This window comes from Streptomyces sp. NPDC001599, from assembly GCF_042893535.1.
Taxonomy (GTDB): domain Bacteria; phylum Actinomycetota; class Actinomycetes; order Streptomycetales; family Streptomycetaceae; genus Streptomyces.
In genome coordinates this window covers 35,420-49,719 of sequence record NZ_JBIAVA010000025.1, presented here as the reverse complement: position 1 = coordinate 49,719, position 14,300 = coordinate 35,420, and the positions used below count along the sequence as shown (strand labels likewise).

Sequence of the window (14,300 nt, the reverse complement as noted above, 5' to 3'; positions counted from 1 at the left end):
ACTAAGCGGTAGCTTTCTCTTCGTCGCGCTCCCGCGCCCGCAGATACGTCTCCAGCTCCGCCGCCCCGGCCACCATCGCCCGGCCACGGGCCGACACCCGGTCGTGCCACTCGCGCAGGGCGGCCTCCAACGGCTCCACTCCCCCGGCCGAACGCACCTGGGCGATCACGGACGCGATCCGCTCCAGCGGGTAGCCGCCGCGCCTGAGCTGGTGGGCGAGGCGGGCGTCCCGGACGTCGGCCTCGTCGTAGCGGCGGTACCCGGTCACCGGGTCGCGCCGTGGGCGCACCAGGCCGGCCCGCTCCCACTTGCGCAGGGTCGCGGGCCGGATCCCCAGTTCCGCCGCGAGCGCCCCGACGAACCCACCCGTCGGTCCCGGCAGACCCCCGGGGGGCTCGGGCACCAGGTCCCGCAGCGCACCCGTCACGGCCTCCAGCGTCCGCCGGTCGTCGAGCAACTGGGCGTGGCTCTCGTCGATCAGCCGGAACGCCTCGTCGAGCGCGCCCTCGTTCACGCTCCGCATCACCGCGGCCGCCGTCCCGTGGCCGTGGCCCGCCACCAGGGCGAGGAACGCGGCCAGGGCCCACGCGTGCAGCGGGGTGTAGACGCGGTAGCCACTGGCCGTCCGGGCGGCGGCCGGGAGGATGCCGGCCGCCTCGTAGTTCCTGACCGCCTGCGCCGACAGGCCGTGCGCGCGGGCCAGGTCGACGGGTCTGAGTCTTCCCCCGTTTTGAGGGTTTACGACCATCCGACCCACGCTCCTCCAGCAAAGTCTCAACCGAAAGTTCAACGATACCGTTGAAGCCATGGCTGAACGCATCCAGGACATCGCCCTGCCCCTCGACGCCGCCGCCGTCATGCGGCTCTTCCCGGCCCCGCCCCGGCTGCTCGCCCTGGGCGAGCCCACCCACGGCGAGGACCTCCTGCTCGACGTGCGCAACGACGTCTTCCGCCAGCTCGTCGAGCGGCACGGCTACCGCACGATCACGATCGAGAGCGACTGCCTGAAAGGGCTGGTCGTGGACGACTACGTCACCTGGGGCACCGGCACCCTCGACGAGGTGATGGCGCACGGGTTCAGCCACGGATTCGGCGCCGGCGCGGCCAACCGGGAGCTGGTGCGCTGGATGCGCGCCCACAACGAGGACCGGCCCGCGGGCGAGCGGCTCCGCTTCGCCGGTTTCGACGGCCCGTTGGAGATCACCGGCGCCGCGAGTCCCCGGCAGGCCCTCGCCGCGCTCCACGGTTACCTCGCGACCTGGGTGGACCCGGCCCTGCTCCCCTGCACCACCGAGACGCTGGACCGCCTGCTCGGCGCCGACGACCGGTGGACCGAGCCCGGGGCGATGACGGACCCGGCGCGGTCCGTGGGACGGTCGGCCGAGGCCGGTCAGCTGCGGACGCTCGCCCACGACCTGGTGTCGCTGCTCGACGAGCAGGCGCCGCACCTGCTCGCGACGGCCCCGCGCGACGACTGGGACCGGGCGCGCCTGCACGGACGCACCGCCACCGGACTGCTGACGTACCACTACTGGATGGCCGAGGCGTCCCCGGCCCGCATGACCCGGATGCTGGGCGTTCGGGACCGGATGATGGCGGACAACCTCCTCGCGCTCGCCGACCGGGGGCCGACGCTCGTCCACGCCCACAACGCCCACCTCCAGCGCGAGAAGAGCTCGATGCGGATGTGGCAGGGACCGATGGAGTGGTGGAGCGCGGGTGCGCTCGTCGGCGCCCGGCTCGGCGAGGAGTACGCCTTCGTGGCCACGGCACTCGGCACGATCCGGCACCAGGGGGTGGACACTCCGCCGCCGGACACCGTCGAGGGGCTCCTGTACGCGCTTGAGCAGGACCCCTGCCTCGTCGACGCCGGGCGGCTGGCCGACGCCCTCGGCGATCCGCGGCCCGAACCCCGGGTGTCCTCCTGGTTCGGCTACGCCCCGCTCGATCCCGGCCACCTGGACACGGTCGACGGCGTCGCCTTCATCAAAGACATGCCCCGTCCATAGCGGGCCTGGCCCGGGTCAGTCCCCCTCCACCACCGTCGACCGGCGGTTCCAGGCGCGCGGCGCCCGCCAGTGGAAGCGCAGGGCGAGCAGCCGCAGGACGAAGGCCGTGACGACCGCGAGCCCGCTGGTGAACGGGGTGAGCGCCTCGTAACGGATGCACAGGGCGACCATCGCGGAGCCGACGATCGCCGGGACGGCGTACAGGTCGCGGTCCCAGCGCAGCAGTGAGGGCACCTCGTTGGCGAGCACGTCGCGCAGGACGCCGCCGCCCACCGCGGTGGTCAGGCCCAGACAGGCGGAGGCGGTCAGGCCGAGGCCGTAGTCGTACGCCTTGGTGGTGCCGGCGACGCAGAACAGCCCGAGCCCGGCCGCGTCGAAGATGTTCACGCCGGTCTGGAGGCGCTCCACGTGGGGGTGGAGGAAGAAGACCAGCAGCGTCGCCAGCAGCGGGGTGAGGAAGTACCCGAGGTCGGTGAAGGCGGCGGGCGGAACCGCGCCGATCACCAGGTCCCGGAACAACCCGCCGCCCAGCGCGGTGACCTCGGCGAGGACGGCGATGCCGAAGACGTCGAAGTTCTTGCGTACGGCCAGCAGCGCACCGGAGATGGCGAAGACGAAGATGCCGACCAGGTCGAGGGTGTGCTGGACGGTGGGGCTGAAGAGTTGCTCGTACACCCTTCCATTCTTACCTGCCGAAGAGCCCCCGCCTTACAAACGAAGGCGGGGGCTCCCGGGTGGCGCACGGTGAACGAGGTCACTTCTCCTTGGCGGGAGGCTCCTCGTCGGTGCTCTCGACGCTCTCGACCCTCTCGGCACTCTCGGCGTCCTCGGCGGCGGGCTCGTCGCCGTCCGAGGCGGCATCCTCCGACGCGGCATCCTCCGACGCGGCATCGTCCGACGCGGGGCCGTCCGACTCGGGGCCGTCCGACTCGGGGGCCTCCGACGCGGGGGCCTCCGACGCCTCGACCTCCGCGGCCACCGCCGCCGAGGTCGCCGCCGACTCGGCCAGCGCGTCCTCCGACACCAGCTCCGCCGCCTCCTTGGCGGCGGTGAGCAGGACGACGTCCTGCGGGGCCTGGTCCTCGAAGTTCTCCGGGTGGTGGCAGGCCACCTGCTGGCCCGGCCGCAGCTCCTTGAGCGGCGGCTCGGTGGTCGTGCAGATCTGCGTCGCCTTCCAGCACCGGGTGTGGAAGCGGCAGCCGCTCGGCGGGGCGATCGGCGAGGGCACGTCGCCCTTGAGCAGGATGCGCTCGCTCTTCGCGCCGCGCCGCGCCGGGTCGGGGATCGGCACCGCCGACATCAGCGCCTTGGTGTACGGGTGCATCGGCGACTTGTAGAGCAGGTCGCGGTCGGCCAGCTCCATGATCTTGCCGAGGTACATCACCGCGATGCGGTCCGAGACGTGCCGGACCACCGAGAGGTCGTGCGCGATGATCACGTACGTCAGGCCCAGCTCCTGCTGGAGGTCGTCGAGCAGGTTGACGACCTGGGCCTGGATCGACACGTCGAGCGCGGAGACCGGCTCGTCGGCCACGACCAGCCTCGGGTTGAGCGCGAGCGCGCGGGCGATGCCGATGCGCTGGCGCTGGCCGCCGGAGAACTCGTGCGGGTAGCGGTTGTAGTGCTCGGGGTTGAGCCCGACCACCGACAGCAGCCGCTGCACCTCCTTCTTGACCCCGCCCTCGGGCTGGACACCCTGGAGCTTGAAGGGGGCGCTGACGATCGTGCCGATGGTGTGGCGCGGGTTCAGCGAGGAGTACGGGTCCTGGAAGATCATCTGCACGTCGCGGCGCAGCGGACGCATGCCGCCGACCCCGAGGTGGGTGATGTCCTTGCCCTGGAACTCGACCTTGCCCGCGGTCGGTTCGAGGAGCCGGGTGATCAGCCGGCCCATGGTCGACTTGCCGCAGCCGGACTCGCCCACGACGCCGAGGGTTTCACCGGAGCGGACCTCGAAGTCGATGCCGTCGACGGCACGGACGGCGCCGACCTGGCGCTGGAGCAGGCCCTTCCTGATGGGGAAGTGCTTCTGCAGCCCGGTCACCTTGAGCAGGGTGTCGCCGGGGGCCGCGTCCTTGGTGAGGGTGGCGGTCCCGGTCGACTTGCTCTCGGTGCCGTCGCTCTGCGCGGGGATGGACACCGCTTCGTCCTTGGCTTCGTCGCTCACAGCTTCGGCGCAATCTCTTCGATCCAGATACGCTCCCGCTGCTCCTGCGACATGTGGCAGGCGGCCCAGTGCTTGCTGCCGACCTCGGTCAGCTCGGGGCGGACCGTGCGGGTGACGTCGTCCTTGGGCACGTCGGCGTACGGGCAGCGCGGGTTGAAGGCGCAGCCGGACGGGAGGTTGATGAGGGAGGGCGGCGAGCCCTTGACCGGGATGAGGCGTTCCTGCTGGTCGCGGTCGAGCCGCGGCATCGAGCCGAGCAGGCCCCAGGTGTAGGGGTGCCGGGGCTCGTAGAACACCTTCTCGGCCGGACCGCGCTCCACGCACCGGCCGCCGTACATCACCAGGAGGTCGTCGGCCAGCTCGGCGACGACGCCCAGGTCGTGGGTGATGACGATGACCGCGGAGCCGAACTCCTTCTGCAGGTCCCGGATGAGGTCGAGGATCTGCGCCTGGACGGTGACGTCCAGGGCGGTGGTCGGCTCGTCCGCGATCAGCAGCTCGGGGTTGTTCACCAGCGACATCGCGATCATCGCGCGCTGGCGCATACCGCCGGAGAACTCGTGCGGGTAGCTGTCCACCCGCTTGTCCGGCTGCGGGATGCCGACCCGGTCGAGCATCTCGACCGCGCGGCGCTTGGCGGTCTTCTTGTCCACCTTGTGGTGGATGCGGTACGCCTCCACGATCTGCTGGCCGATCGTGTAGTACGGGTGCAGCGCGGACAGCGGGTCCTGGAAGATCATCGCCATCTCCCGGCCGCGCAGCTTGCGCACGTGGTCGGGGTCGGCGGACAGCAGCTCGGTGCCGTCCAGCCAGATCTCGCCGGATATCCGGGCCTTGCGCTTGCCGTACTGGCCGGCGGTGTGCAGGCCCATGATGCCGAGCGAGGTCACCGACTTGCCGGAGCCGGACTCTCCCACGATGCCGAGGGTCTTGCCCTTCTCCAGCTGGAAGGAGAGCCCGTCCACGGACTTGACCAGGCCGTCGTCGGTCGGGAAGTGGACCTTGAGGTCGCGGACTTCCAGGAAGGCGGTCGGCGCGGGCGAGCTGCCGGTGGGCTCGCCCACCGCTGCCCCGCTCTTGCTCAGTTCGGTCATGCGAGCCTCACTCGGGGGTCGATCACGGCGTACAGGATGTCCACCACGAGGTTGGCGATCAGCACCGCGAGAGACGTGATCAGGACGACACCCAGGATGAAGGGCAGGTCGTGGTTCTTGATCGCGTCCAGCACCTTCTGGCCGAGGCCGGGAAGGCTGAACGTGGTCTCGGTCAGGATAGCGCCGCCCATCAGGGCGCCGAGGTCCATGCCGAGCATGGTGAGCAGGGGGGTCAGGGTCGATCGCATCGCGTGCTTGCTGATGACGACCTGTTCCTTGAGGCCCTTGGCCCGCGCGGTGCGGATGTAGTCCTCGCCGAGGATCTCCAGCATGGTGGCGCGGGTGATCCGGGCGTACATCGCGGCGTACAGGAAGGCCAGGGTGATCCAGGGCAGGATCATGCCGCCGAGCCATCCGGTGAGGCTGTCCTCGAGCGGTACGAACTCACCGTCGATCCAGCCGAGACCGTAGGAGAAGATCGCCAGGCTCAGCAGACCGGTGAAGTAGATGGGGAGGGAGACACCCGCCAGGGCGACGACCATCGCGCCGCGGTCCCACAGCGTGCCGCGCTTGAGGGCGGAGAGCACACCGGCGGCCACGCCGAAGATCAGCCACAGCACGGCGGCACCGAGCGCGAGAGCCAGGGTCACCGGGAAACGCTCGGTCAGCACCGGCCAGACCGACTGCTCGGTCTTGAAGGAGTAGCCGAAGCAGGGCGCGGCGCATTGGGTCACGTCGCCGCCGGCCGCGTAGGTGCGACCCGCGAAGATGCCCTTGAAGAACTCCCAGGCCTGGACGAAGACCGGGTCACCCAGACCCAGCTTCTCCCGCACACCCTCGACGGCGGCGGGGTCCGCCTGCTTGCCGACGAAGTTCAGGGCGATGTCGACCCCGGCCCACTTGGGGACGAGGAAGAAGATGCAGAAGACCACCAGGATGATGACCACGAGCATCACTGCGGCGGCGAACAGCCGCCTGATGAGGTAAGCGAGCACGGGTTGCGGCCCGCTGCGTCCCGCGGGCCGCCGGAGGTTTTCCGACGGCCCGCGGTCACGCCGCGCCGGCCTTCACCTGCCTTTCGTGCCGTACGGCGGGTGTACCGGTTACTTCTTCGGGTTCTTCAGACCGATGTTCACGAAGTCGTACATACCGCTGTAGGCGTCGGTGGTGTACACGTTCGCGATGTTGCTGGAGCGCCAGTTGATGAACTTCTCGAAGACGAAGGGCAGGTAGTACGCGCCCTCCATCACCTTGTGGTTGATCTCCGTGGCGATCTGCTTCTTGCCCGCGTCGTCCTTCGCGGTCAGGTAGTCACCGAAGAGCCCGTCGATCTTCGGGTCGTTGATCATCGCGAAGTTGTTGTTCGCGCTGTCGAGGATGTAGTCGCTGTGCCACAGCGGCAGACCGTAGCCCTGCACGGACGGGAAGTCCGGGCCCCAGCCCATGATGATGATGCCGTAGCCCTTCTTCTGCACGTTCGAGGGGCTGCCGATGACGCTGGCGTACTGCGAGCCGTCGTACTGGTCGATCTCGACGTCGATGCCGACCTTCTTCAGCGAGGCCTGGAGGGACTCGGCGGTGGCGACCTCGACCGGCTTGTTGTTGCGGACCGCGATGGTGGTCTTGAAGCCGTCCGGCTTGTTGCAGGCCTTCAGCTCTTCCTTGGCCTTCTCGACGTTGCCCTTCTTGTTGGCACCGGCCATCTCGTACGGGTCGTACTTCTGGCCCTCGGAGCCCGGAACGGCGGGCGGCAGCATGTTGGTGCCGATGTCGCCGCCGGCCACCGGGCCGCCGCGCGCGGTCTGGAGGGAGACGTGGTCGGCCCCGTAGAGCACGGCCTTGCGGCAGTGGATGTTGTCGAACGGCTTCACGTTCTGCGGGAACGCCGCGTACCGGATGTAACCCGAGACCGGGTTGTCCAGGTTGGCCTTGTGCTCCTTCAGGGCGGTGGTGCGGCCCTGCGGGGACAGACCGGTCTGCGCCAGGTCGATGTCGTAGTCGCCGGCGATGAGGCGGGCGTCCATGTCGTTGGCGTTGGTGAAGAACTTGATCGTGATCTTGTCCGGGTACGCCTTGCGGACCGGGTCCGACGCCTGCTTCCACTCGGTGTTGCGGACCAGGGTCAGGTCCTTGCCGGGGTTGTAGGACTCGAACTTGTACGGACCCGAGGAGAACGGGTGCAGGCCGTACTTGGACTTGGTGTCCTTGTCCTGGCGGACCGGGGACGCCGAGGTCAGCGCGAGCATCTCCTCGAAGTCCGAGTTGGCCTCCGGCAGGTGGAAGACGATCGTCTTGTCGTCGGGCGTCTCGATCGCCTTCAGACCCAGCTTGTCCTTGGACTTGTCCTTGTACGGGCCCTGGTACTCGCCCTTGGGGTCGAGCACCTCCTTGAGGTACGTCGGGCCGCCGGACAGCACGTCCTGCGCCCAGACGCGCTCGATGCCGTACTTGACGTCCTTGGAGGTGATCGGCTTGCCGTCCTCCCAGGTGACGCCGTCACGCAGGGTGTACGTGTAGGTCTTGCCGTCGGCCGAGACCTTGGCGACGTCGGTGGCGAGGTCGGGGGTGGTCTCGGCGCCGGCGGCACCCGGCTCGGTCTTGTTCGTGACCAGCTGGCGGCTGTAGTAGCGGGAGAAGTCCCACATGAAGCCGTAGTAGCCGCGCGTGGTGTCCCACGAGTCGGCGTCCTGCGTGCTGGCGAACTTCAGCGTGCCGCCCTTCTTGGCCTCGGAGGCCTGGGCGACCTTGTTGTTGGCTGCGTCGTAGCCGGCCGCGCCGTTCTTCGAACCGCCGCCGCTGTCGTCGTCGCCGCCTCCGCCGCACGCCGCCGTGGTCAGCAGCGCGGCGACCACTGCGGCAGCGGCCAAAGCCTGCTTGCGCCGCCCTGAGGTGCGTTGGGTAGTCACGATCTCGGATCCTCCGGATTAGATGAGAGACCCCGTGCAGGTGCCACGGGTCGCTTTGCGGTACGGCAGGGTCAGCGGGAGCCCTTCGGGTCCAGCGCGTCGCGCACGCCGTCACCGAAGAGGTTGAAGGCAAGAACGGTGATGAAGATCGCCACACCGGGGACCACCATGTACATGGGGTCCGACTTGTAGTAGTCGATCGCGCTCGAGAGCATCTGCCCCCAGGACGACGTGGGCGGCTTGACGCCCACGCCCAGGAAGCTGAGCGCCGCCTCGGTGAGGATGTTGGTGGGGATCATCATCGTCGTGTACACGATGATCGGCGCCACCAGGTTGGGCAGCAGTTCCTTGAAGAGGATGTAGAACCGTCCGGCACCCAGCGACCGGGCCGCCTCGACGTACTCCCGTTCGCGCATCGAGAGTGTCTGACCGCGGACCACGCGACCGATGTAGGGCCAGCCGAAGAAGCCGATGACCACGATCATCATGAGCAGGCGCACGCCCGTGCCGCTCAGTCCGAGCATGTTGTCCGGCATGACGGAGACCAGGGCGATGATGAAGAGCAGCTGCGGGAAGGCCAGCAGGCCGTCCATGACGCGGCAGATGAGGGAGTCGACCCAGCCGCCGAAGAAGCCCGCGAGGACACCGAGGACGGTGCCGAGGACCACGGCGACCATCGCGGACAGGAAGCCGACGAGCAGCGAGATGCGTGCGCCGTGGACGATGCGGGCGAAGATGTCGCGGCCGTTGACCGGCTCCACGCCGAGCCAGTGCTCGCCGCCGAGACCGCCCAGGGAACCCGTGGGGGTACCGAACAGCGGGTCGATCATGTCCTCGTTGTACGCGTTGGGATCCTGCCCGTAGAGGGAGGTGATCAAGGGCGCGAACACGGCGACCACGACGAGGACCAGCACGACGATGCCGCCCGCGAGGGCCAGCTTGTCCCGCTTCAGGCGCTCCCAGGCGATCCGGCCCAGGGAGCGCCCTTGTACCGACTTGGCCTCGGCGCCGGCGACCGCCGCTTCCTCTGCCGCACTCGGGGCCGCTTCCGCGGTCGGCTCGTGCAATGGTGCCGTCATCTGGCAGGGACCCCTCTCAACCGGCGGTAGCCGGCCCGCACTTGCCGCTGTAGCGGCGTGATCAGTCCGTCGTACAAAGAGGCGAGCATCCACCCCTTGTTGCGGGAGTCTTCAACGCTTTGGCGATCTGTAGCCAGACTTGACGGGGAATGGATGCGCAACCGTGATGCTGTTTGAGGTGTTCCGTTATCCGGACAGTGGGTAACGGGGGCCGGACACGGGCGAGTTGGGACATCAGGGACAAGATGGCGTTTTGCGTCGCCATCTACGCGCGAAGATCGCCTCTTCCGCAGGGGGTCCGCGGGGTCTGCGGACCCCGCGGCCGTCAGTACCGGCTACCGGCCGGAGGGTATCCGTACCCGCCCGCCGGCGCCTGGGCGGGGGCCGCCGCGTGGGCCTCACGGTCGTAGAACGGGCGCGCGTTGGCGCGCAGCCACAGGGCGACCGGGTCGTGGGCGTCGGTCATCGCCACCGTCGACACCGGCAGTCCGTCCGGCACCGCGCCGACGGACTGCTGCATCATCGCGCGCACCGCGTCGACGGCCGGCGGGGAGGTGTCGTACACGTCCAGGCCGATGGCGAGGTACGGCGCCCCCAGCGCCGGCTGCACCCAGGCGCGGCGCAGCGCGCGGACCGCCGGGGTGCGGTGGGCGTTCTGTGCGAGCAGGGCGTAGAACTGGGGGATCTCGATGGCCGGTTCGGACAGCCGCAGGGGCCCGGCGGGCTGGCGGTCCAGGCCGGAGGCGATGCGGCGCAGGTCGAGCCAGGGGATGCCGACGCCGCCGCCGGGGGCGTGCGGGTTGAGCCACAGTCCGTAGTGGTCCGGGTAGAGGGCGCGGGCGACCTCCAGGCCGTCGACCACTTCGTACGAACGGTTCCAGCCGCTGGCCGAGAGCTCCTGGGCGGAGGTCACGCAGGGGGCGTAGCCGTAGCCCTCGACCTCCATGTTCCCGTACTGGGCGTCCGGGGAGCCGGCCTGGCCGTGCCACAGCAGCATCCAGACCTGGCCGGAAGTGGGGGCGGCGAGGGCGCGCAGCAGGGCCTCGTAGGCGTCGTAGCGCCCGGGCGTCACCTGGCGCAGCATGTGCTCGACCTGTCCGGTCGTGGTGCCGCTGGCGCTCACGCGTATCGCCCCTTCGAGAAGTTCCCCCGGTGTTGGGACCAGCTTAAGGCTCCGCCGGGTGCGGGGGGCCTAGGGCCTGTCTGACAATTCCCGTCTGCCGTGCGACGCCATGCACGCACTCTCGCCGCACCGGCCCCAGACCCGAGTACGGCCAGTACGCGGGTCTGGGGCCGGCACACCGAGAGCACGCACCTGACGCCGCACGGCCGCCCTTCGGGCGACGACGCGAATTGTCAGACAGGCCCTAGGAGCTCGGGGCTCCTTGCCGTCCGGCGGGTGCGGCGTCACTGTGGCTGGTCGCGCCCACGCGGCGGAGCCGCACATGTCACAGCCCCGCGCCCCTTCAGGGCGCTGTCCCTGCCCGGCGCTTACAAGTCCCGGTTGTAGAAGGGCCTGACCTTCTCCCGCATCCAGTCGCAGACCGGGTCCTGGACCGCTTCCAGGAGGACCAGGTTGACCTGCCACTTCAAGGGGGACTTGGCCAGGGCTCGGCCGAGGGCGTCCAGGGGGAGGGTGCGGGCGTCGTCCTCCCAGTGGGTCAGTTCGACGCCGACGAACAGGACCGGGTCGGCGGTCTCGACGGCGGCCAGGCAGCGGCGCGCGCTGCGGACCACGCCGGTGGCGGCGAACTCGGCGGAGGCCGCGGCCAGGAAGTCCACCGGGTCGTCCTGCCAGTCCGGCTCGAAGAGGCGGACCCGGCCGCCGGAGGAGGGCCCGTCCAGCGGGGTGCGCCCGGCCCGGCACAGCTCGGCCACGGCGGGCGGCGGCAGCGGGATGCCGACCACGCCCTCCGGGTTCACCGCGATGCCGACCTGCGGGGGCAGGCCGCGGGCGAACTCCGCGGCGGGGGCGATGGTGTACGCCATGTGCGCGCCGGCGACCTGGCGCAGCTGCTCCTCCGAGCTGAACACCGGCACGTAGGCCTGGCCGTCGATCTCCAGCGAGGGCAGGTCGAGGGGGCCGCTGTGCGGGCCGCCGCCGTTCGGCAGGGGGACCCACAGGAAGCTGCGGCCCAGGACCTCCACGATCCGGCCGCCGGCCGACGGGACGCCGAGGGAGGCGGACAGCACCTCCTCCAGCTCGTTGCCGGGCCACCCGCCGTGCGGGTGGGGGTGCGCCTGTGCCGGGAAGTCCATCTGCCTACCTACCGCCTGCCTGGTACCGCCGTTCGTGGCTGAAAGGCTAACCCGTTCGGCCCTGGAGCCCTACCGTGCGTCACCCCGTGAAGGCGATCCGCCGCAGGGTGTCGGCCGCCGACCGGTCGAGGACGACCGCCGAGGAGCAGCCCGCGGGCAGGGTGCCCTCGGTCACCGCGCGCAGCAGGCGGGAGTTGGCCGTGCGGTGCCGCAGGAACGCGTACCGCGAGACGCCCCGGCCGCGCTCGCGCTGCCCTGCCAGGGCCTCGCCGGGGGCGACGTCGAGGAGCAGCAGGTGCAGGGTGCCGTCCCGGCGGCGGGCCTCGCGGGCCAGCCAGCCGCGCACCCAGGCCTGGGTGCCGCAGTCGTGCACGACGACGCCCTCGCCGGAGCGCAGCGCGCGGCGCAGTCCGGCGTAGTGGGCGAGGCGGACCAGGGGCCGGTAGAGCGCGTACGGCAGGAGGCGCGGCATGCGGCGCTCCCAGCGGTCGCGGGTGTCCTGGGAGTCGATGCGGCCGCCGCGCACGGTGCGCCGCATCAGCGTGGACTTGCCGCTGCCGGGCAGGCCGGTGATCACCACCAGGTCCCGGGGTCCGAAGAGCAGGGCGTGCGGGCTGCGGCCGTCGCGGTCCCTCAGATCGCGGACGACGGGTGCGGTCAGTGGGGCGCATGCCTCGGGGGCCGGTGCGGCGGGCTGCTTGGGCAGCGCGAGTCCCGAGGTCGTGGCGTACGCCGTGGTCCTGTTCACCGTGATCGTCCTCCCCTGGGGCGGTACACGAGTACCTCCCCGTCGAGTGTAAAGAGAAGGTAATGCGCGGGTCTCGCGTTTTCGTTCGCTTACTGCCACAAGCCGGTTACAGATCACGGTCTGCCACGGATCGCCCGGGCGTGCAATGATGGCGGCGCCAACTGCATACCGGCCGTTTGAATCCGCGCGGGAGAGTCCCCGGCCGCGCCGGGGCGCCGAAGGAGCAAGTCCCTCCCTTGAATCTCTCAGGCCCCGTTACCGCGCGGGCGAGGCACATCTGAAAAGCGGGCCGCCCCCGACGGCGGTCCCACCCAAGGTGCAAGCCCTGATCGCCGTACTCCGGTGGCCGTGGCGAACCTCTCAGGTTCCGATGACAGATGGGGAGGACCGACCTCGCCCCGTCCTGTCCTGGGAGACGACCGACCGATGAGCAGTACCGAACTGCGCCGTACCGCGCTCGATGCCACGCATCGCGCGCTGGGCGCGACGATGACCGACTTCGCCGGCTGGGACATGCCCCTGCGCTACGGCTCCGAGCGCGAGGAGCACGTCGCGGTGCGCACCCGCGCCGGTCTCTTCGACCTGTCGCACATGGGTGAGATCACCGTCACCGGGCCGCAGGCGGCCGAGCTGCTCAACTTCGCGCTGGTCGGCAACATCGGCACCGTGAAGCCGGGCCGGGCCCGCTACACCATGATCTGCCGCGAGGACGGCGGCATCCTGGACGACCTGATCGTCTACCGGCTCGGTGAGACCGAGTACATGGTCGTCGCCAACGCCTCCAACGCCCAGGTCGTGCTGGACGCGCTGACCGGGCGGGCGGCGGGCTTCGACGCCGACGTGCGCGACGACCGCGACGCGTACGCACTGCTCGCCGTGCAGGGCCCGGAGTCCCCGGGCATCCTCGCGTCGCTCACCGACGCCGACCTGGACGGCCTGAAGTACTACGCCGGTCTGCCCGGCACGGTCGCCGGTGTCCCGGCGCTGATCGCGCGCACCGGCTACACCGGCGAGGACGGCTTCGAGCTGTTCGTGAAGCCGGAGCACGCCGTCGAGCTGTGGCGGGCGCTGACCGAGGCGGGCGAGGGCGCGGGGCTGATCCCCTGCGGTCTGTCCTGCCGGGACACGCTCCGCCTGGAGGCGGGCATGCCGCTGTACGGCAACGAGCTGTCGACCGCGCTGACCCCGTTCGACGCCGGTCTGGGCCGGGTGGTGAAGTTCGAGAAGGAGGGCGACTTCGTCGGGCGCGCCGCGCTGGCCGAGGCCGCCGAGCGCGCCGCTTCCCGGCCGCCCCGCGTCCTGGTCGGTCTGGTCGCCGAGGGCCGCCGGGTCCCGCGCTCCGGGTACCAGGTCGTCGCGGGCGGCGAGGTGATCGGCGAGGTCACCTCCGGCGCCCCGTCCCCGACGCTGGGCAAGCCGATCGCCATGGCGTACGTCGACTCCGCGCACGCGGCTCCGGGCACCGAGGGCGTCGGCGTGGACATCCGGGGCAGCCACGAGCCGTACGAGGTCGTGGCGCTGCCGTTCTACAAGCGCCAGAAGTAGACAGTGGACACGGGGCACCGCCCCTCGCGGCAGCCCCCTGAGTCACTCACCCCTCCCTCGTCACCCCCTTCACCAGCCACTTCCCCGCGTACAGGAGAATTCAGGCCATGAGCAACCCCCAGCAGCTGCGCTACAGCAAGGAGCACGAGTGGCTGTCGGGCGCCGAGGACGGCGTCTCGACGGTCGGCATCACGGAGCACGCGGCCAACGCGCTCGGTGACGTCGTCTTCGTGCAGCTCCCCGAGGTCGGCGACTCGGTGACCGCGGGCGAGACCTGCGGCGAACTGGAGTCGACCAAGTCCGTCTCCGACCTGTACTCCCCCGTCTCCGGTGAGATCACCGAGGTCAACGAGGACGTCGTCAACGACCCGTCGCTGGTGAACAGCGCCCCCTTCGAGGGCGGCTGGCTGTTCAAGGTGCGGATCACGGACGAGCCGGCCGACCTGCTCTCCGCCGACGAGTACACCGCCTTCGCCGGCGCCTGAGGAGTCAC

General features: G+C 70.4%; 13 protein-coding genes and 1 riboswitch. Of the genes, 3 read left to right on the top strand and 10 right to left on the bottom strand.

The window, feature by feature from the left end:
• Position 1: 1 nt before the first annotated feature.
• Positions 2-748 carry a TioE family transcriptional regulator gene (locus tag ACFYZ3_RS36645; RefSeq protein WP_388527242.1) on the bottom strand — a complete coding sequence of 249 codons (747 nt, stop codon included), beginning with the start codon at positions 746-748 and terminating at the stop codon, positions 2-4.
• A 58-nt stretch (positions 749-806) separates the two neighbouring features.
• On the opposite strand from ACFYZ3_RS36645, the gene ACFYZ3_RS36640 reads away from it, so the two are divergent.
• Positions 807-2,009, top strand: a complete 1,203-nt coding sequence (locus ACFYZ3_RS36640) for an erythromycin esterase family protein (protein ID WP_388527239.1) — start codon at positions 807-809, stop codon at positions 2,007-2,009.
• A 15-nt stretch (positions 2,010-2,024) separates the two neighbouring features.
• Here the strand turns inward: ACFYZ3_RS36640 and ACFYZ3_RS36635 are convergent, their stop codons facing one another.
• The 9 genes from ACFYZ3_RS36635 to ACFYZ3_RS36595 all read right to left on the bottom strand — a co-directional run bounded on the left by ACFYZ3_RS36635 (position 2,025) and on the right by ACFYZ3_RS36595 (position 12,262).
• A complete protein-coding gene (locus ACFYZ3_RS36635) occupies positions 2,025-2,684 on the bottom strand; it encodes a trimeric intracellular cation channel family protein (protein WP_003973517.1) in 660 nt (219 codons plus the stop codon).
• Between the two features lie 79 nt (positions 2,685-2,763).
• Positions 2,764-4,149, bottom strand: a complete 1,386-nt coding sequence (locus ACFYZ3_RS36630; RefSeq protein WP_388527317.1) for a dipeptide ABC transporter ATP-binding protein — start codon at positions 4,147-4,149, stop codon at positions 2,764-2,766.
• Positions 4,150-4,172: 23 nt separating this feature from the next.
• Entirely contained in the window at positions 4,173-5,270 is a 1,098-nt protein-coding gene (locus tag ACFYZ3_RS36625; protein WP_388527236.1) for an ABC transporter ATP-binding protein, read from the bottom strand.
• Positions 5,267-6,265, bottom strand: a complete 999-nt coding sequence (locus ACFYZ3_RS36620; protein WP_109036255.1) for an ABC transporter permease — start codon at positions 6,263-6,265, stop codon at positions 5,267-5,269. Before ACFYZ3_RS36620 ends, ACFYZ3_RS36625 begins: the two co-directional genes overlap by 4 nt.
• Before the next feature lie 108 nt (positions 6,266-6,373).
• Positions 6,374-8,176 (bottom strand): ABC transporter substrate-binding protein, encoded by a 1,803-nt coding sequence (locus ACFYZ3_RS36615; RefSeq protein WP_388527232.1) that lies wholly within the window; start codon positions 8,174-8,176, stop codon positions 6,374-6,376.
• Between the two features lie 71 nt (positions 8,177-8,247).
• Entirely contained in the window at positions 8,248-9,255 is a 1,008-nt protein-coding gene (locus tag ACFYZ3_RS36610) for an ABC transporter permease (protein WP_361011243.1), read from the bottom strand.
• Between the two features lie 325 nt (positions 9,256-9,580).
• Positions 9,581-10,378 (bottom strand): enhanced serine sensitivity protein SseB C-terminal domain-containing protein, encoded by a 798-nt coding sequence (locus ACFYZ3_RS36605; protein WP_388527229.1) that lies wholly within the window; start codon positions 10,376-10,378, stop codon positions 9,581-9,583.
• Positions 10,379-10,746: 368 nt separating this feature from the next.
• Entirely contained in the window at positions 10,747-11,514 is a 768-nt protein-coding gene (locus ACFYZ3_RS36600) for an enhanced serine sensitivity protein SseB (protein WP_388527226.1), read from the bottom strand.
• Positions 11,515-11,593: 79 nt separating this feature from the next.
• The gene (locus ACFYZ3_RS36595; protein ID WP_388527223.1) at positions 11,594-12,262 is read right to left on the bottom strand and encodes an AAA family ATPase; all 669 of its coding nucleotides are present in this window, start codon (positions 12,260-12,262) and stop codon (positions 11,594-11,596) included.
• Positions 12,263-12,439: 177 nt separating this feature from the next.
• Positions 12,440-12,533: riboswitch (glycine riboswitch) on the top strand.
• A gap of 155 nt (positions 12,534-12,688) precedes the next feature.
• Here ACFYZ3_RS36595 and gcvT point away from each other — a divergent pair.
• Positions 12,689-13,807, top strand: coding sequence for a glycine cleavage system aminomethyltransferase GcvT (gcvT, locus tag ACFYZ3_RS36590; RefSeq protein ID WP_388527220.1), 1,119 nt, complete (start codon positions 12,689-12,691; stop codon positions 13,805-13,807).
• A 107-nt stretch (positions 13,808-13,914) separates the two neighbouring features.
• Positions 13,915-14,292: a glycine cleavage system protein GcvH gene (gene gcvH, locus ACFYZ3_RS36585; protein ID WP_003973527.1), complete on the top strand. Its 378-nt coding sequence runs from the start codon at positions 13,915-13,917 to the stop codon at positions 14,290-14,292.
• Positions 14,293-14,300: the final 8 nt, after the last annotated feature.